Source organism: Methylovirgula sp. (genome assembly GCF_037200945.1).
Classification (GTDB): domain Bacteria; phylum Pseudomonadota; class Alphaproteobacteria; order Rhizobiales; family Beijerinckiaceae; genus Methylovirgula.
This window is the reverse complement of sequence record NZ_JBBCGP010000001.1, coordinates 832,345-849,372: the sequence shown is the minus strand read 5'-3', so window position 1 is coordinate 849,372 and position 17,028 is coordinate 832,345. Positions and strand designations below refer to the sequence as shown.

General features: G+C 61.0%; 16 protein-coding genes. 2 read left to right on the top strand and 14 right to left on the bottom strand.

Features of this window, described 5'->3' with window-relative positions:
• Window positions 1-210 precede the first annotated feature (210 nt).
• Complete coding sequence (locus WDN02_RS04000) at window positions 211-522, top strand: SWIB/MDM2 domain-containing protein (RefSeq protein WP_337292270.1); 312 nt, start codon at window positions 211-213, stop codon at window positions 520-522.
• Window positions 523-603: 81 nt separating this feature from the next.
• On the opposite strand, the gene WDN02_RS03995 is transcribed toward WDN02_RS04000, so the two are convergent.
• From WDN02_RS03995 to WDN02_RS03960, 8 genes are all read right to left on the bottom strand, one after another.
• Entirely contained in the window at window positions 604-1,233 is a 630-nt protein-coding gene (locus WDN02_RS03995; protein WP_337292269.1) for a TMEM175 family protein, read from the bottom strand.
• Window positions 1,234-1,289: 56 nt separating this feature from the next.
• Window positions 1,290-2,936, bottom strand: coding sequence for a glucose-6-phosphate isomerase (gene pgi, locus WDN02_RS03990; RefSeq protein WP_337292268.1), 1,647 nt, complete (start codon window positions 2,934-2,936; stop codon window positions 1,290-1,292).
• Window positions 2,937-3,000: 64 nt separating this feature from the next.
• Window positions 3,001-4,212, bottom strand: coding sequence for an FAD-dependent oxidoreductase (locus WDN02_RS03985; protein ID WP_337292267.1), 1,212 nt, complete (start codon window positions 4,210-4,212; stop codon window positions 3,001-3,003).
• Between the two features lie 49 nt (window positions 4,213-4,261).
• Window positions 4,262-4,795, bottom strand: a complete 534-nt coding sequence (locus WDN02_RS03980) for a L,D-transpeptidase (RefSeq protein ID WP_337292266.1) — start codon at window positions 4,793-4,795, stop codon at window positions 4,262-4,264.
• A gap of 144 nt (window positions 4,796-4,939) precedes the next feature.
• Window positions 4,940-6,892, bottom strand: a complete 1,953-nt coding sequence (acs, locus tag WDN02_RS03975) for an acetate--CoA ligase (RefSeq protein ID WP_337292265.1) — start codon at window positions 6,890-6,892, stop codon at window positions 4,940-4,942.
• A 202-nt stretch (window positions 6,893-7,094) separates the two neighbouring features.
• Window positions 7,095-7,700: a hypothetical protein gene (locus WDN02_RS03970; protein WP_337292264.1), complete on the bottom strand. Its 606-nt coding sequence runs from the start codon at window positions 7,698-7,700 to the stop codon at window positions 7,095-7,097.
• A 123-nt stretch (window positions 7,701-7,823) separates the two neighbouring features.
• Entirely contained in the window at window positions 7,824-8,564 is a 741-nt protein-coding gene (locus WDN02_RS03965) for a DUF1223 domain-containing protein (RefSeq protein WP_337292263.1), read from the bottom strand.
• A gap of 180 nt (window positions 8,565-8,744) precedes the next feature.
• Window positions 8,745-9,926, bottom strand: a complete 1,182-nt coding sequence (locus WDN02_RS03960) for a lytic murein transglycosylase (RefSeq protein ID WP_337292262.1) — start codon at window positions 9,924-9,926, stop codon at window positions 8,745-8,747.
• A 138-nt stretch (window positions 9,927-10,064) separates the two neighbouring features.
• Between WDN02_RS03960 and WDN02_RS03955 the strand changes: the two genes are divergently transcribed.
• Entirely contained in the window at window positions 10,065-11,933 is a 1,869-nt protein-coding gene (locus WDN02_RS03955; RefSeq protein ID WP_337292261.1) for a CHASE3 domain-containing protein, read from the top strand.
• On the opposite strand, the gene WDN02_RS03950 is transcribed toward WDN02_RS03955, so the two are convergent.
• From WDN02_RS03950 to fabA, 6 genes are all read right to left on the bottom strand, one after another.
• Window positions 11,918-12,400 carry a hypothetical protein gene (locus tag WDN02_RS03950; RefSeq protein ID WP_337292260.1) on the bottom strand — a complete coding sequence of 161 codons (483 nt, stop codon included), beginning with the start codon at window positions 12,398-12,400 and terminating at the stop codon, window positions 11,918-11,920. The genes WDN02_RS03955 and WDN02_RS03950 overlap by 16 nt on opposite strands.
• A gap of 252 nt (window positions 12,401-12,652) precedes the next feature.
• Complete coding sequence (locus WDN02_RS03945; RefSeq protein ID WP_337292259.1) at window positions 12,653-13,432, bottom strand: L,D-transpeptidase; 780 nt, start codon at window positions 13,430-13,432, stop codon at window positions 12,653-12,655.
• Window positions 13,433-13,701: 269 nt separating this feature from the next.
• Window positions 13,702-14,319, bottom strand: a complete 618-nt coding sequence (locus WDN02_RS03940; protein WP_337292258.1) for a glutathione S-transferase family protein — start codon at window positions 14,317-14,319, stop codon at window positions 13,702-13,704.
• Between the two features lie 4 nt (window positions 14,320-14,323).
• The gene (fabI, locus tag WDN02_RS03935) at window positions 14,324-15,157 is read right to left on the bottom strand and encodes an enoyl-ACP reductase FabI (protein ID WP_337292257.1); all 834 of its coding nucleotides are present in this window, start codon (window positions 15,155-15,157) and stop codon (window positions 14,324-14,326) included.
• Complete coding sequence (fabB, locus tag WDN02_RS03930) at window positions 15,150-16,373, bottom strand: beta-ketoacyl-ACP synthase I (RefSeq protein WP_337292256.1); 1,224 nt, start codon at window positions 16,371-16,373, stop codon at window positions 15,150-15,152. Before fabB ends, fabI begins: the two co-directional genes overlap by 8 nt.
• A gap of 63 nt (window positions 16,374-16,436) precedes the next feature.
• Window positions 16,437-16,964, bottom strand: a complete 528-nt coding sequence (gene fabA / locus WDN02_RS03925; RefSeq protein ID WP_337292255.1) for a 3-hydroxyacyl-[acyl-carrier-protein] dehydratase FabA — start codon at window positions 16,962-16,964, stop codon at window positions 16,437-16,439.
• Window positions 16,965-17,028 lie beyond the last annotated feature (64 nt).

Here is a 17,028-nt window from a genome sequence, read left to right as displayed (position 1 = left end):
AAGCTATGTGTTTTTAGCATGGCTCACGGCGGTGGGGAGCGTCAAGCGATACCCTCACGGCCATTTGCTCGTTGCCGCAGTGCGAAGAACGACAATTGCCCTGAATAAATGCAGCTAAATCGCCAATTCTCCTTGCGGTCCGTTTGCGAGGGCAGCGATTTTAGGTACTAGGGCTATGAGCCCGCGTACGATTCGATTGGAGAGAGAGCGATGCCGACCGCACCGAAAAAGACTGCCACCAAAGCCAAGGCCCCGGCTGCGAAGAAAACGACGGCATCGGGCACCACGGCCTTCAACAAGCCGTTGACGCCCTCCAAGGAGCTGGCGGCCGTTGTCGGCGCCGCACCGCTGCCGCGCACGGAAGTCGTCAGCAAGGTCTGGGAATACATCAAGAAGCACAAGCTGCAGAACCCGACCAACAAGCGCGAGATCCTGGCGGACGACAAACTCGAAGCCGTCTTCGGCAAGAAGTCCGTCACCATGTTCGAGATGAACAAATATCTCGCCAAACATCTGAAATAAAAGCGCCCCGAGTCATGCGGGCGAGCGAAGCAACCCTGTAGAAGCAGGGCTGCTTCGCGCTCGTATCTGGCACAAAGCCAATTACAGACGCTGCAGAAATCGCAGGCGCGGCGCCAGCGCATAGTTCAACTGCACAAGCAGAATAAAGCCCAGCGCCCAAGTGGTGCTGATCACGCACAGCGCCGCGCCGAAGGCGTAGAGCATCTGCGCGCCGATGATCCGGCGTTTGACAGCCTCATCCACATCTTCCGTGACGTTGGGCTTCAACAGCCGCGCGCGACGGGCGAAGGCCCACGCGGCGTAGAGGATTACACCGAGCAACAAGATGTTCGCCCAATAGATGATGAGCGCGATGCGGTAGGAGATAAACTCCGCCATCAGCGATGTCGAAAACGGCGTGAGCGAGACCGCGAACAAAAACGCCAGATGCACCCAGGTGAAGTCACGGTCGCTGCGTTCGAGCTGATTGAGCTGGGTCTGCTGGCCGACCCAGAAAATGCCGAGCGTCAGAAAGCTCATGAGATAGACGAGCACGCGAGGTGCAAGTGCGACGACGGCCTGCCAAAGTCCGGCCTCGCTGTGGATCGTCTCGGCGGCCGGCATATGGAGATCGAGGACAAGCAATGTCATCGCGACGGCGAAGACGCCATCGCTGATCGCTGCGAGCCGTTCGACGCTTTGCCCGGCGATGAAATTATAGCGGTTGTGCAAGGCTGATCTTCCGGGTTTGGTTGCCCGGAAGGTTTTGGTCTTTTCCGCCGCGGCCTTCAAGTCCCGGCGAGAGATCGCAGATGCGCCAGCAATCCTGCGGTCGAGGCATCGAGGTCTTGCGTCGCGGCTTGCGGACCGGCGACGAGCGGCGCCAGCCGTAGCGCCAACTCCTTGCCGAGTTCGACGCCCCATTGGTCGAACGGATCGATGTTCCAGATGATGGCTTGTACGAAAACCTTGTGCTCATAGAGCGCAACCAGGCGGCCGAGCGTGCGTGGCGTCAGGCTTTTATAGAGGAATGTGCTCGATGGCCTATTGCCGCTGAAGACCTTGTGCGGGGCGAGGGCGGCGATTGCCGCCGCGTCGAGGCCTTGCGCCTTCAGTTTCGCATCGACTTCCGGCTGCGTGCGGCCGCGAAACAAGGCTTCGCTCTGGGCGAGGCAATTGGCGACGAGCAGGTGATGCTGTTCGGGATCGCTCGCGATGGGATTGACGGCGAGTAGAAAATCGACCGGTACGATCTCCGTGCCCTGATGGAAGAGCTGGAAGAACGCGTGCTGCGCGTTGGTGCCCGGTTCGCCGAAAATCACCGCGCCTGTCGAAGTCTCAATCGGTTCGCCCGCGAGATCGACGGACTTGCCGTTCGATTCCATTTCGAGCTGCTGCAGATAGGCAGGAAATCGCGCGAGGCGCTGGTCGTAGGGAATGACCGCTTGCGTGGCATAATCCCAAAAATCGCGATACCAGATTTCGATCAGCGCCATCAGCACGGGGATGTTTCCGGCAAGCGGCGCTTCGACGAAATGTTTGTCGATGTCTTCGCCGCCGCGCAGAAAATCTTCGAAATTTTCCTTGCCGATTCCAATGGCAAGCGACAGCCCGATCGACGACCAGAGCGAGTAACGCCCGCCTACCCAATCCCAGAATAGAAAGCGACGATCTTCGCCGATGCCGAAGACCGCGACTTCCTTCGCCGCGGTCGAGACGGCGCAGAAATGCGCTGCCACAGCGGCTCCGCCGAGCTTGTCGATGACTGCCTGACGCGCGGCGCGGGCGTTGGTCATGGTTTCGAGCGTGGTGAAGGTTTTCGAACTGACGATGAAGAGCGTGCGCGCGAGATCGACGCGCTTCAATGTGTCGGCGAGATCGGCACCATCGACGTTCGCGACGAAATGCAGCGTGAGGTGCGGCGCGACGTAGGGTGAGAGTGCCCGCGCCGCCATCGCCGGGCCGAGGTCAGAACCGCCGATGCCGATATTGACGACATGGGTGAAAGTTTCACCCGACGCGCTTTTCAACGCACCGCTGCGCACCGCCTCGGCGAAGGCGAGCATTTTCTGCCGCTCGGCGATGACATCCGACATGACGTCGTGCCCGTCAGCCTGCATTGGCGTGCCGCTCATATTGCGTAGAGCCATGTGCAGCGCAGGACGGCCTTCCGTCGGATTGACGATCTCTCCGGCGAAGAAGGCGGCGCGACGATCCTCGACCTTCGCCGCACAGGCGAGATCGATCAGAAGCTTGCGCGTCTCACGGTCGAGCCGCTGCTTGGAAAAGTCAAACAACAGATCGCCAAACGCGACATGGAAATCCGCGAAGCGCTGTGGGTCTCGCGCAAAAAGGTCGGCGATCGTCACATCGTGGAAATCGGAGCGATGCGCTTCGAGCGCATAGAGCGCTTCGGAGACTTCGGGGCTTTTCATCGTAAATCCGGCGAGAGCGTGTGTGGAAGGCTTATCACAGGCGTGGGCTGGACGGATAACGGCGTTAGACCCGGATGCGTTCCGGCCTGTAACCGAGACCGACGAAACGCGCCGGCCAGCGCCGCAGCCAGGGGATGTATTTGAAGAGGAGGAGAGGCCACGGCGGCGTGAGTGGCCGGCCCCGGTCCGCCAGCACTTTCGAGATCACGCGGTTCTGTACGAAGACCTGGAACGCCTGCGTGATCTTGACCGCGGGTTCGCGCCGCTTCTGCACCTGCGCCAGCAAAGCGTCGCCCGGTATTTCCTTGCGCGCGAGCGTCGGGGCCAGAATGTTTGCCGCGGCGATGGCGTCCTGGATCGCGACGTTGATGCCAACGCCGCCAACCGGCGACATGGCATGCGCGCTGTCGCCGATACAGAGCAGCCCCGGTCGATGCCAGAGGGGCAAACGATCGACCGCGACGCTGAGAAGGCTGACACTGTCCCAACCGGCAAGCTCATCCACCCGGTTGCCGATGAACGGGGCGAGACCGGTGACATTCTTGCGCAGAACCGCGATGTCCTGCGCCTTCAAAGCCTCAAAGCCGCCCTTGGGGATGACATAACCGCATTGCCAATGGTCGCCACGGTCGATCATGATGAAGAACTTGCCGGCCGCGATGCGGCCGAGAAGCTGCGACGGGTCGCTGGCGCGCCGCGTGAGTTTGAACCAGAGAATGTCCATCGGCGCGCCAATGTCGAGCGGTGTGAAGCCAGCGTTGGCGCGCACGGTCGAGTGGCGGCCGTCGGCGCCGATCGTCAACCCCGCCCTGATTTCGAGCGATCCTTGCGGCGTCCTGGCTTTGACGCCGGCGATCTTGCCATCGGCTTCGATGAGACCATCGACATCGGCCTGCATGATGAGCCGGAAGTTCGGATATTTCGCCGCCTCATACGAGACGAAGTTGAGGAAATCCCATTGTGGCATGAAGGCGATGAATTTTGCGCGCGTCGGCAGATGCGAGAAATTGGCGAGAGGGATGCTTTCATCGCCGAACTGGGCAGAGAGAATCGTCGCCTCCTGATGCGGCAATTTCAGAAATTCGTCGTAAAGACCAAGGTCATCCATCGCCTGCAAGGTGGAGGGATGGATCGTATCGCCACGGAAATCGCGCAGGAAGTCGGCGTGCTTCTCGAGGACAACGACATCGACGCCTTTGCGCGCCAGCAGTAGCCCGGCCATCATGCCAGCGGGGCCGCCGCCGACGATGACGCAACTCGTCTCGATCGTGTCCATGTCAGCCTCCCGCGCGCATCATAGGGCAGGGCGGCACAAGCCGACAGGATTAAGGAACGGCGAGAACCGGCGTGCCCACGTTGATGCGCTGGTAAAGATCGACCACGTCTTCGTTATACATGCGGATGCAGCCATAGGAGGCGGCGCTGCCGATCGAGCGACGCATGTGCTGCGTGGTACCATGGATCGCGACCTGATAGCGCGACAGCGTGATCGCGGCGGCGCCCATCGGATTATGCGGCGAGCCGCCGGGGATGAAGTTCGGCAGTTCCGGGTGGTCGTGCGCGACGATCGCCGGCGGCGACCAGTCCGGCGCCATATATTTGCCTTCGACCTCGGCCGACCCTAGCCACGCCATGCCGCGCTTGCCGATCGCGACCGGGTAGCGGATGGCGCGGCCGTCGCCTTCAGTGAAGTAAAGTGCGCGCTGGCGCTGGCTGATGATGATTTCGCCGGCCGGATATTCCGGCGAGAAGACGACGTCCCGGCGTGCCGCATTGGCAGGTCCGGCGACGGTCAAAGCGGCGACAACGCAGGCAAACAAGGCCGGCGCGACGCCGATCCGCAAACTCAAGGTGCTCATAACGCCCCCTTACGCAACAAACTCCGGTCCGCCGCGACTCTAGCAAGGGCTGCGGCGCTGGAGCTGACTTTGTGAGGCGCGTCTTAAAATCCTCTTGAGGTGTGGCTCACCTGCCGCAGCACACCTCAAGAGTTTGTTTTTAACCTAAAGCGAGTGTTTCTTACGCTCGCTGATCAGGTCGTCCACCACGGCCGGGTCGGCCAAAGTCGATGTATCGCCCAAAGCGTGGAATTCGTTTTCGGCGATCTTGCGCAAAATCCGCCGCATGATCTTGCCGGAGCGCGTCTTCGGCAGGCCCGGCGCGAATTGGACGATGTCGGGCGACGCAATCGGGCCGATTTCCTGCCGCACCCAGGCGACGAGATCCTTGCGCAACTTCTCGCTTGGCTCGCGGCCGTTCACCAAAGTGACATAGGCGAAAATGCCCTGGCCTTTGATATCGTGAGGGAAGCCGACGACCGCGGCTTCCGCAACATGATCGTGGGCGACAAGCGCGCTTTCGACTTCGGCGGTGCCCATGCGATGTCCGGAGACGTTGATCACATCGTCGACGCGGCCGGTGATCCAATAGTCGCCATCGGCATCACGCCGCGCGCCATCACCGGTGAAATATTTGCCCGGGAAGGACGCGAAATAGGTATGCACGAACCGTTCGTGGTCGCGATAGATCGTGCGCATCTGACCGGGCCAGGAATCGGCGATGACGAGAATGCCTTCGGCCGCGCCCTCCTGCACCTGGCCGCTGCCATCGACGATCTCCGGCCTGATGCCGAAGAAGGGCTTGGTTGCCGAGCCGGGTTTGAGCGGCGTCACGCCAGGGAGTGGCGTGATCAAATGGCCGCCGGTCTCCGTCTGCCACCACGTATCCATGATCGGGCAGCGGCTGTCGCCGACGACCCTGTAATACCATTCCCAGGCTTCCGGATTGATCGGCTCGCCGACCGTGCCGAGAAGCCGCAGCGATGCGCGGCTCGTCTTCTTCACCGGCGCCTCGCCCGCGCCCATGAGCGAGCGGATCGCCGTCGGCGCTGTGTAGAAAATATTCACCTGATGCTTATCGACGATCTCCCAGAACCGCGAGATCGACGGATAGGTCGGGATGCCTTCGAACATCAGCGTCGTCGCGCCGTTGGCGAGCGGGCCGTAAAGGATATAGCTGTGCCCGGTAACCCAGCCGACGTCGGCCGTGCACCAGTAGATGTCGCCGTCGTGGTAATCGAAGACGTATTGGTGCGTTATCGACGCGTAGATGAGATAGCCGGCGGTCGTATGGACGACGCCTTTCGGTGTGCCGGTCGAACCTGATGTGTAGAGAATGAAAAGCGGATGCTCGGCATCGACAGGCGTTGCCGGGCAATCGGCCGAAGCTTCCTCGACAAGGTCGTGATACCAGAGATCGCGCCCGTCGCGCCATTTGATGTCGCCGCCGGTGTGCTTGACGACGATCATTGTTTTCACGACGTCGGGCGCTTTTTCCAGGGCCAGATCGGCATTGCTTTTGAGCGGGACTCTCTTGCCGCCACGCAGACCTTCGTCAGCGGTGATCAGTAGTTTGGAGCCGCAATCGCGAATCCGGCCGGCGAGCGAGTCGGGCGAGAAGCCGCCGAAGACAACCGCATGGATGGCGCCGATCCGTGCGCAGGCGAGCATCGCATAGGCCGCCTCGGGGATCATCGGCAGATAGATCGTGACAGTGTCGCCGCATTCGACGCCTTGCGCCTTCAGCGCATTGGCGAAGCGACTGACGCGCTCGTGCAATTGTTTATAGGTGATGTGTTCGGCGCGTGCCGGATCGTCGCCTTCCCAGATGATGGCGACCTGATCGCCGCGCGTCTTGAGATGCCGGTCGATGCAATTGATGGCGACATTGGTCTCGCCGTCCTCGAACCATTTGATCGAGACTTCGCCAGGACCGAACGAGGTGTTCTTGACCTTCGTGAAAGGCTTGATCCAATGGATGCGGCGTTGCCCCTCGTCGCGCCAGAAGCCGTCGGGATCGCTGATAGAGCGCTGGTAAAGCTCTTTGTACTTCTTCGCGTCGATAAAGGCGCGGTCAGCCCATTCCGCGCTTACCGGATAGACGTGAGACTGAGACATACTTCCTCCCAGTGACTTTTTATACGGCGTCCGCGCAAGCAGGCCGCGTCGTCACTTCATTTTCGCAATCAGGTTGGCGCAATTCGCCAGGAACGGCCCGGTTGCAAACTTCCGCGCCCATTATGAGCCAGCGGCAGCCGCCTAACAAGACAGCTAAACGGGGGAGGAGCGTTGTGGCGTCAGACGCCGGGATGCCGGGGCGTCAGCGGCATTCGTGCAGAACCTTGTCGAGCGCCTGACGCAGACCGGCGAGGGAATACGTGTCGGTCGTCACCTTGCCGCGGCTCGAAGCTGCCTTGACGACGAGGCTGGCATTATGCCGCAACGCGGCAACGAAATGGCCTTCCTCGGCCGGGTTCTTGATCCAGGCGTTCTTGCCCTTGGAAACGAGTTCGAAGGTTGTCCCGGATACGTCGGCTTCGGCTTCGCCACCGTCCTTCATCGGGAAGCCCATCGTAATCGAAATCTCGTTATGGATATGCTCGCCCGGACGGTTCGAGATGAAGATATAGGCCGGGTCCCGTCTCAGTTTGGCAGGCTCGCGCGTCTTCGGCTGGGCGAGGACGTAGCAGGTCTTTGTGTCGTCGGTTGCCGCAACGAACGCGCCCCAATCGCCAAAACTGCCGACCTGGGTCGGCTTGGCGCTCTCGCTCGTGTCGTGAGTTTCTTTCGGTTTTTTGGCTTTGGTCGCGGCTTTATGGCTCCGCGCATGGTGATGCGCGTCGCTGCGCGCGATGGCAGGCACGACGGCAAAACCGCATGACAAAATGAACGCGGCCGACAGAGCCAAGCGGGTCTTACGAATCATGGAGGGCAACATATCCTGTTTCAAGGCGGGGAAGCGAGCCTTGGGGCTCATATCTTCAGGCTATGAAACGGGCGGATCAGGGCAAAATTCCGGCTTCAGAGACGACAGGCGGATATTCAGCCGTTAAAGGCCGCCGCTCTTGGCCGCTGCGAGGATGGCGCCGGGCCGATCCTCTGAACCGCGTTGAAGCAGCACGACATAGCCTTCGTCGTCGGCGCGCAATTCCATCAATTTGAGTTTCAGCGGCGCGCCGGTCCAGTCGCCGATCTTGCGGATGGCGCGCACGACATTGGTATAAGTGACCTGATGCCCGGAATTTTCGCCGCGTGAAATTTCGACCGAGCGCGATTTGGCGACCCGCAAGACATAGACGCCGGCTGAGCCGGTGCCGCGGCCGATGTCGATTTCGAGGACGCCATTTTCTTCGTGCAGATACGCGGGCACGCTCAGGGCATGGGTATTGCTCAGCCCCTCGGCAATAGCGCGCTCGATCGCATCCTTGTCGCTACCGACAGCATCGAACATCCCGTCAACGACCGCCTCGGGCGTATAAACATGGTCGCCACGCGTAGCGGCATAGGCCCTCTGCCGTGCGGTGAACTCAGGCGCCGCCAGCGTGTCTTTCCAGCCGATATAATCCCAGTAATTGATGGCGAAGGTCAGCGTAATGGTATCCGCCTTGCGCGACATCGCGGTCAGCAGGCGGTCGGCGGGCGGGCACGATGAACAGCCTTGCGACGTGAACAATTCGACCACGCCTTGAACCGCGCCCGGCGAGGGCGCAGCAAAGGCGGCGGAGCTGAAAAACCCCGCGACCAAACAGCCGCCCAAGCAGATGTCTTTGATAAAGCTGATATATTTCATGCGCTTAAATTATTTCCGCCAGCATCTAATTTAAAACAAGCTGGGGGCTGTGCCAGTCAATTCCGAGTGAAATTCTTAGGTTCTAGAACACTTCCAAGTGAAGATTTCACGCCGCCACAGTTACGATTTTGAGCGCAGAAACACTCCTGAAAACACGCTACTCAAATCGGATCGCGCCGGTCAATGGCTACGCAGGGCCGTCAGGACGGATTGGCTTGCGCGCCCGTCCGTCTTCATGCCATTGCGCCGCTCGAAATCAGCAATGGCATCCTGCGTTTTATGCCCTAGGACGCCATCGATCTTGCCGCCGATATCGTAGCCGTGCTGCGTGAGCAGGCGCTGGACTTCACGCCGTCCGGCACGCGACAGGCCGGGGTCGTTTGTCGGCCAGGGCGTCACGATCGGGCCGAGACCGCGCAATCGGTCCGACAGAAGCGCAATCGCCAAAGCGTAGGATTCCGCGGCGTTGTAAGAATAGATCGCGCTGAAGTTCCGGCTGACGAGAAAAGCGGGGCCACGCGGACCCGCCGGTAAGAACAGGCCGTAGGCGCCCTCGCCGGTCAGCGGCGCGCCGTTGACATGCGTGATGCCGTGCGCGGCCCAGGCCGATAACGGCTGTTTCGCGTGCCAGTTGGACCGAGCGGCGAAGCCCGACGACGATTTCACCTCGAAGCCCCAGGGCAGACCCGGCACCCAGCCGCTGTGGTGAAGATAATTTGCCGTCGAGCCCAAGGCGTCCGGCACCGAATTGATGACGTCGCGCCGCCCATCGCCGTCGAGATCGACCGCGAGCCGCAGGAAAGTCGAGGGCATGAATTGCGTGTTACCGAAGGCGCCCGCCCAGGAGCCGTTGAAATTGGCTGGATTGGCGCCACCCTCGTTGACGATCTCCATCGCGGCCTTGAATTCGCGATGGTAATAGCCGGGCCGCATGGAATTGGAGCAGGCGAGGCTCGCCAGCGATTGGAGCACCGGCTTGTTGCCAAAGTTCTGGCCGAAGTTCGATTCGACCCCCCAGATTGCGCCGACAACGTAGGGGCTGACGCCGAACCGGCGCTCCACAACGCCAAACCAGCGCGAATATTTCGCCATCGCGGCCCGGCCGTCGGTCACACGCTCTTCATCGACGAGAGCGGCGATATAATCCCAGACCGGCGTGTTGAATTCCGGTTGCGACTTCTCGGCGGTGAGCACGTCCGGATTGAACGTGAGATCGCGCGTGGCGGCCTGCGCGACCTGCGCGGAAACGCCATGCGCCTCGGCCTCGGCCGCAAGACCCGCGACACAGGTGTGAAAGTCGGCATAGGCGGGACCCGCGCAGAAACCTGCGACGAGAACAAGAGTAAGGGAGAATCGCATCATTCGCTAAGCTTACCGTAAACCCAGGGTAGGGGCCACGCTCTTGCCTCTCGGGCTAGTGACCTGTTTCTCAAGAACTTTGGCTTTACGTGCGGGTCATTTACGTATCTTCTGCGCGGGTATTAAAGGGTCTCATACAAAATGCCAGCGCGCAGAGCGTCCCTGATTTCATCGGTTCCTCTGCTCATCGGTTTCGTCCTCCTTCTTGTCGCGGCGATAAGCGCAGTCGTTCTCGCACAACAGCAGCAGGACATTGACGCCCAAATCCGCCACACGTTTCAGGTCAACGATGAACTCGAGCGTATCCAGACCTTGGTGACGGATGCGGAATCGGGACAGCGTGGTTATCTACTTACCGACCGCTTCAGCTATCTCGATCCCTACAATTTCGCAAAGCGCGGGCTTCCGAACGAGCTTAACGCGCTGCGGTCCGAGCTTGCCGGCAATCGCTCCTTGGCGGAACTCGATGAACTGCGCACGGCGGTCAATACGAAATTCGCCGAACTGCAAAGCACCATAGACCTTCGCTCCAACAACAAGCCCGATGCTGCGCTTGCCGTCGTCAATAACGACAGCGGCAAGGCATTCATGGATCGCATCCGGGCCATTCTCGCGGACATGCACGCCACGCAGGAAAAGTTGCTTGAAAACCGTTCTGTCGAAGCTGCGCAGCTCAACCGGAGCCGAGGCACTCTCCTACTCGCCAGCGTTTTGTTGGTCATTGTGCTCGGAATTGGGACGTTGCTCGAAAATCGTCGGCGCGTGACGGCGCTTCAGCTTGCCAACCACAGGCTGCAGGCAGAGGCGAGCGTCCGCCGCGAGGCCGAGACACAGGTTCGCCAGCTGCAGAAGATGGAAGCGGTGGGCCAGCTCACCGGCGGCATCGCGCACGACTTCAACAATATGCTGGCAATCATCATCGGCTCGCTCGACATGGCACGCCGCCGGCTGGCCGACGCCCAATATGCGGCGGTCGGCAAATATATCGGCAATGCCAATGACGGTGCGCAGCGTGCGGCAGTCCTCACGTCGCGGCTGCTGGCATTCTCGCGCAAGCAGCCGCTTGAGCCGAAGGTCTTTGACGCCAACAAGCTCGTCGGCGGCATGTCGGAATTGCTGCGCAGCACGATCGGCGAACAGATCGCAGTCGAGACGGTTCTCGCCGGCGGCCTCTGGCGTACGTATGCCGATCCGGCACAGGTCGAAACTGCGTTGCTCAATCTCGCGGTCAACGCGCGCGACGCGATGCCAGATGGCGGCAAGTTGACGATTGAAACCGCTAACACCTATCTCGACGACCGCTACGCCGCCGCACATAACGAAGTCGCCGCCGGCCAATATGTGATGTTGTCGGTGACGGATACCGGTGCGGGTATGCCGCCGGACGTGGCCGATCGCGCTTTCGAGCCTTTTTTCTCCACCAAGGGCGCGGGCCGCGGTACCGGCCTCGGCCTCAGCCAGGTCTTTGGCTTCGTCAAGCAATCCGGCGGGCACGTCAAAATCTATTCCGAGGCAGGCAAGGGTACGACGGTCAAAGTCTATCTGCCGCGCTATCTGGGTCAGGCCGCGACCGTCGAAATGGAAAGCGCCGACGGTGAGATGCCGCGCGGGGACGCCAGCGAAATTGTCCTCGTGGTGGAGGACGATCTCAAGGTCAAGCAAATGTCCGTCGATGCGTTACGCGAGCTGGGTTACGTCGTCATCCACGCGCAAAGCCCGTCTGAGGCGATGGAGAAATTCAAGGCGCAGCCGGATCTCGCGCTGCTTTTCAGCGATATCGTGATGCCGGAAATGACGGGCCGCGAACTCGCCGAGCGCATGACCGCGATACGGCCGGACCTCAAAGTCCTGTTCACGACCGGCTATACACAGAACGCGATCGTCCACCACGGCATCGTCGATCCGGGCACGGCCTTTCTGCCGAAGCCGTTCACGCTCGATCAATTGGCCCGCAAGGTGCGCGCGGTTATCGATGGAAAGGAATTAGGGGCGCCTTACATCGCCGAATAGGCGACGCTGTCCTGCGGAATCGGGAGGTCGTCGGGTAGCGTCAGCTCAGACCATTGCGCACAGGATTTGTCGGCGATCGTCTTCGTGCCGCGCATGACCATCAGGCCCGATATGGCCGCGGCGCCCACCTGCGGATTGCCCTCGGCGCTGTAGACGAGGTAGCTGATGTCCCCGTTCGTGAAGCGCAATTGATATTCCATACCGGCATAACGCTGCGCCATCTGAAAAATGTTCTTGGCTGCCGGGCTGCCGACGATCGTCATCTCGTTCTTTTTGGCGGTCCCGGTCCCGTAATGGTAGATCAGATTTTTGCCGGCGGTGGTGACTGAGACCGTCTTTGCGCCGATCATGCAGGTGAAAAGAACTTTTGGCGCACTTTCGGCCTGGGCTGTCCCGGATAAGGAGGCTGGAGCTAGTGCGAGTAGGCTCAAACGCATCAGCAGCTTCATCTGAAAGGTCTTGATCATCGCTGCACCATAATAAAAAGCCCCGACCGAAGCCGGGGCTTTCGCGTTCGTGGGCTTATAGGCAAGCCCGCAATGTCAGCGCAGACGCTGAGCCCCCGCAGGATATGCGGCGGAGAGTTCCAGCGACTTTGCGATCAGACATTGAGACACTGGATCACCTCCTTTCGATGGGTTGACGACGCACTTTTATCGCAGGCGAATCGTGATTCGCCAAGCGTGGTTTTTACGAGCGCACCTTTTACAAGCGTGCTTTTAGCTGACCCGCGGCTGGGCGTGGCCGAGGACGACGACGCGCGTCCCGACCGGCACCTGCTGGAAGAGGTCGATGGCGTCCTGATTGATCATGCGGATGCAGCCGGAAGAGGCATGCGTGCCGATCGACGACGGCTCAACCGTGCCATGGATACGGAAAAGCGTATCCTTATTGCCCTGCCAGAGATACATGGCGCGGGCGCCGAGCGGATTGCCCGGACCGCCGTGCATCCCGATGCCGCTCTGCAATTGCGCCAGCGATTTGCGCAATTGCGGCTCACGGGCAATCATTTCCTTCGGTGGATACCAGTCCGGCCATTCCTGCTTGGAATGGATTTCGGCGACGCCCGACCAGGCGAAGCCCTCGCGGCCGGGGCCGATGCCGTAGCGCATCGCCTGGCCGTTGGGCAGGATGTGATAGAGATAGCGGGCGGCGGGATCGATGACGATCGTGCCCGGCGGCTCGGTCGTCTGATAATCGACCAGCTTCCGCATGAAGCCTTTCTTGATCTGCGAAAGCTTGACCGTCGGCACCTGGAAACCGCCGTCCTGGAAGCCCGTATACATCGCCTGATAGTCGATCGGCCCGTTGGCCTCGTTGGCCTTGGCGATCAGGTCGGGCGATGGCGCGGCGTCAGGCGTTTTGGCGGCCTGCTGCGGGACGGAGGCATCGGCCTCGAAGCCCGGCCCGGATTGGGTGGTCGTACAGCCGGCGAGGGTGAGTGCGGCACCTGCCGCGGCGGCGCCAGCCAGAAGATTGCGGCGGTTGATGAAAGTCATGAACGATACCCGCGAAAAATCGATGAAGCGCGCCGTGCGACGCCGGTCGGCCGGGCCGCAATACGAAGAGCACGTTGCGATACCTGACCTGAAAATACGGCAAAAAGGGCGTTTAAGTTGTGTCCCCGGTGCAACGCGGCGTCACTTTTCTGTCGCGGCTAGAGTGTCGTGCGCAAAAGTGTGTGCGGTTTTGCGCGTTAGACGACGCTCTATATCTTTGAATATCGGGCATCTTATCTTCGGGTGAATGCACCTGAAGATAAGATGCTCTATGCCGGGGTGGCCACCAGTTCGTCGAGTACGCGGGCAATGGCCGGATGCGTCCGGCTCGTTTCGACATAGCGTGCGACCGTTGGATAGGCGCCGATCAGATCGCGGTGCATGAGAGGTTCGACGATGCGCGGCACGCGAAAGAGCGCGGGCGCCAATTGGCAATCCGCCAGCGTCAGTTCCGGGCCAGCGGCAAAATTCTCGCCGCTCAATATGTTTTGCAAGGCAGAGAGGCCGCGCACGAGGCGCGTGAGCCGGACAGCGCTTTCTTCACTTTGCGCGGGGGCAATCTTCAGCGCGACCATCTGTGCGGTGAGATGCAATTCGCCGATGCGTTGAAGCATCCGAATCCGCGCGCGCGCCTCCGGATTTCCCGGCAAAAGCGGCGGCGTAGGGAATTTCTCTTCGAGATATTCCATGATCGCCGAGGATTCCGGCAGCCGCGCGCCGTCCTCGAGGATCAGGCAGGGGATCGTGCCGAGCGGATTGATGGCGTGATATTGCGTCGAGCGCACGCCGCCAGGCGGGGCGACGATTTCGATGTCGAGATTTTTGGCGTAGATAACGACGCGTACGGGCGCTGAAAACGGGGAGGAGTTTTTCGAATAAAGCCTCATCGGCTCACGAACTCTCCGCCTCAGATTGCGCGTCGAGCTTGAGGCGCTCCGGCCGCGGCATGGCAATGACGCTATAGCCGGCATCGACGTAATGAATCTCGCCGGTGACACAGTTCGAGAGATCGCTGAGCAGATAGAGCGCGGCGCCACCGACATCCTCGATCGTGACGGCACGGCGCAGCGGCGCGTGCAGCTTCTCGTAATTGAACATGGCGCGCGCATCGGTGATGCCAGCGCCGGCTAGCGTCCGCACCGGGCCGGCCGAGATCGCGTTGACGCGAATGCCGGACGCGCCGAAATCGGCGGCAAGGTAGCGCACGCCGGCCTCCAGCGCCGCCTTGGCGATGCCCATGACGTTATAGTTCGGCATGGCCCGCGTCGCGCCGCCGAACGTGAGCGTCAGCAGAGCGCCGCCGTTGGGCATCAGCGCCGCGGCGCGTTTCGCCGCCTCGGTGAAGGAGAAGGCCGAGATGATGAGCGTGCGCTGAAAATTCTCCCGCGTCGTGTCGGCGTAGCGGCCGCGCAATTCGTTGCGGTCCGAATAAGCGATGCAATGGACGAGAAAGTCGAGCGTCCCCCATGTCTCGGCGAGGGACGCGAAGACGGCATCGACGTCGGCTATATTTTCCACGTCGCACGGCAGGACGATTGACGAGCCGACGCTTTGTGCCAAAGGCTTGACGCGCTTGCCGAGCGCCTCGCCCTGATAGGTGAAGGCAAGCTCCGCGCCTTCCCTGGCAAGCGCCGATGCAATCCCCCAGGCGATTGAATGGTCGTTGGCGACCCCCATGATGAGGCCGCGCCTGCCCTGCATCAGACCTTGGCGCTGCTCAGGCATCGAGATGCTTGAAGACGAGTGAGGCGTTGGTGCCGCCGAAGCCGAAGGAATTGGACAGAACCGCCCGCAGATGCACGTTGTCGATGCGCTCGCGCACGATGTTCATGTCGGCGAAATCGGGGTCGAGTTCCTCGATATTTGCGCTTTTGCAGATGAAGCCGCTCTGCATCATCAGGAGCGAATAGATCGCCTCATGCACGCTAGTGGCACCCTGCGCATGGCCGGTCAGCGATTTTGTCGCCGAAATCGGCGGGCATTTCTCCTCGTTGCCGAAGACGGCGCGGATCGCTTCGATTTCCTTTAGATCGCCGATCGGCGTCGAGGTTGCGTGCGGATTGATGTAATCGATCGGCACTTTCACGTCCTGCAAAGCCATTGTCATGCAGCGCGCCGCGCCTTCACCGGAGGGCGCGACCATATCGGCGCCGTCCGAGCTTGCGCCATAGCCGACGATCTCGGCATAGATTTTCGCGCCGCGGGCTTTGGCGACTTCGAGTTCTTCGAGCACCAGCACGCCGCCGCCGGCGGAGATGACGAACCCGTCACGGTTCTTGTCATAGGCGCGTGAAGCGACGGCCGGCGTGTCGTTGTAGTTGGATGAGAGTGCACCCATCGCGTCGAAGAGGACGGTCAGCGTCCAGTCAAGTTCTTCACAGCCGCCGGCGAACATCCGGTCCTGCTTGCCGTAACGGATCGCTTCATAGGCATTGCCGATGCAATGGTTCGAGGTCGCGCAGGCCGAGGAGATCGAATAGTTCAGGCCGCGGATTTTGAACCATGTGGCGAGCGTCGCCGACGCGGTCGAGGACATGGCCTTTGGCACCGCGAAAGGGCCGATCTTCTTCGGGCCCTTGGTGCGGGCGATATCGGCGGCCTCGATCAGCGTGCGGGTCGAAGGGCCGCCCGACCCCATGATGACGCCGGTGCGCTCGTTGGAGATTTCGGCCGGCGACAAACCGGCGTCGAGGATCGCTTGATCCATCGCGACATGATTCCAGGCGGTGCCGCCGCCGTGAAAGCGCATGGCGCGCCGGTCGATCATCGGCTCGGGGTCGAGCGTCGGGGCACCATGCACCTGGCTGCGAAAGCCAAGCTCGGCGTATTTATCGGCTCTGACGATGCCGGATTTGGCCTCGCGCAAGGACGCGAGCACCTCTTGGGTGTTGTTGCCAATCGAAGAGACGATGCCCATGCCGGTTACGACGACGCGTCTCATTACAATCTCCTGCCTCGGGCCGCCTCAGCGGCCTTTAAACCGTCTGTGCGAATTCAGTTGGGTTTAGGCTGCGGATGATGGAGTCGCGGCTTTGAAAAGGCCGACTTTCAAGTCCGTTGCTTCGTAGATACGGCGTCCGTCGGCTTCCAGCCAGCCGTCGGCGATGCCGAGCACTAATTTGGTGTTGAACACGCGCTTCAGATCAACTCCGTAGATCAATCTTTTCACGGTGGGCAGAACCTGTTCGGTGAATTTCACCTCGCCGACGCCAAGCGCCCGGCCGCGGCCCTGCAAGCCGAGCCAGCCGAGATAGAAGCCGAGCAATTGCCACAGCGCATCGAGGCCGAGACAGCCTGGCATCACCGGGTCGCCCTTGAAGTGACAATTGAAGAACCATTGATCCGGCTTGATCGAGAATTCCGCGCGGATCGTGCCCTTGCCATTGGCGCCACCGTGATCGGAGATCTCAGCGATCCTGTCGAACATCAGCATGGGCGGCAGGGGCAATTGCGGATTGCCGGGACCAAACAGGTCGCCGCGTCCGCAGGCAATGAGGTCTTCGTAATCGAAGCTGGAGCGTCGCTCGCTCATTCTGTCTTTCAGGTTCGAGATGTCGCCCCGAAGGCGCACCTGCGCGAGCGAAGATGGCGGCTTC

What these genes read in the sequence shown, in the direction of transcription:
- WDN02_RS04000 (WP_337292270.1), top strand. Translation starts at nt 211, where the DNA reads ATGCCGACCGCACCGAAAAAGACTGCCACCAAAGCCAAGGCCCCGGCT.
- pgi (WP_337292268.1), bottom strand. Translation starts at nt 2,936, where the DNA reads ATGAAAAGCCCCGAAGTCTCCGAAGCGCTCTATGCGCTCGAAGCGCAT.
- WDN02_RS03985 (WP_337292267.1), bottom strand. Translation starts at nt 4,212, where the DNA reads ATGGACACGATCGAGACGAGTTGCGTCATCGTCGGCGGCGGCCCCGCT.
- WDN02_RS03980 (WP_337292266.1), bottom strand. Translation starts at nt 4,795, where the DNA reads ATGAGCACCTTGAGTTTGCGGATCGGCGTCGCGCCGGCCTTGTTTGCC.
- acs (WP_337292265.1), bottom strand. Translation starts at nt 6,892, where the DNA reads ATGTCTCAGTCTCACGTCTATCCGGTAAGCGCGGAATGGGCTGACCGC.
- WDN02_RS03970 (WP_337292264.1), bottom strand. Translation starts at nt 7,700, where the DNA reads ATGATTCGTAAGACCCGCTTGGCTCTGTCGGCCGCGTTCATTTTGTCA.
- WDN02_RS03965 (WP_337292263.1), bottom strand. Translation starts at nt 8,564, where the DNA reads ATGAAATATATCAGCTTTATCAAAGACATCTGCTTGGGCGGCTGTTTG.
- WDN02_RS03960 (WP_337292262.1), bottom strand. Translation starts at nt 9,926, where the DNA reads ATGATGCGATTCTCCCTTACTCTTGTTCTCGTCGCAGGTTTCTGCGCG.
- WDN02_RS03955 (WP_337292261.1), top strand. Translation starts at nt 10,065, where the DNA reads ATGCCAGCGCGCAGAGCGTCCCTGATTTCATCGGTTCCTCTGCTCATC.
- WDN02_RS03950 (WP_337292260.1), bottom strand. Translation starts at nt 12,400, where the DNA reads ATGATCAAGACCTTTCAGATGAAGCTGCTGATGCGTTTGAGCCTACTC.
- WDN02_RS03945 (WP_337292259.1), bottom strand. Translation starts at nt 13,432, where the DNA reads ATGACTTTCATCAACCGCCGCAATCTTCTGGCTGGCGCCGCCGCGGCA.
- WDN02_RS03940 (WP_337292258.1), bottom strand. Translation starts at nt 14,319, where the DNA reads ATGAGGCTTTATTCGAAAAACTCCTCCCCGTTTTCAGCGCCCGTACGC.
- fabI (WP_337292257.1), bottom strand. Translation starts at nt 15,157, where the DNA reads ATGCCTGAGCAGCGCCAAGGTCTGATGCAGGGCAGGCGCGGCCTCATC.
- fabB (WP_337292256.1), bottom strand. Translation starts at nt 16,373, where the DNA reads ATGAGACGCGTCGTCGTAACCGGCATGGGCATCGTCTCTTCGATTGGC.
- fabA (WP_337292255.1), bottom strand. Translation starts at nt 16,964, where the DNA reads ATGAGCGAGCGACGCTCCAGCTTCGATTACGAAGACCTCATTGCCTGC.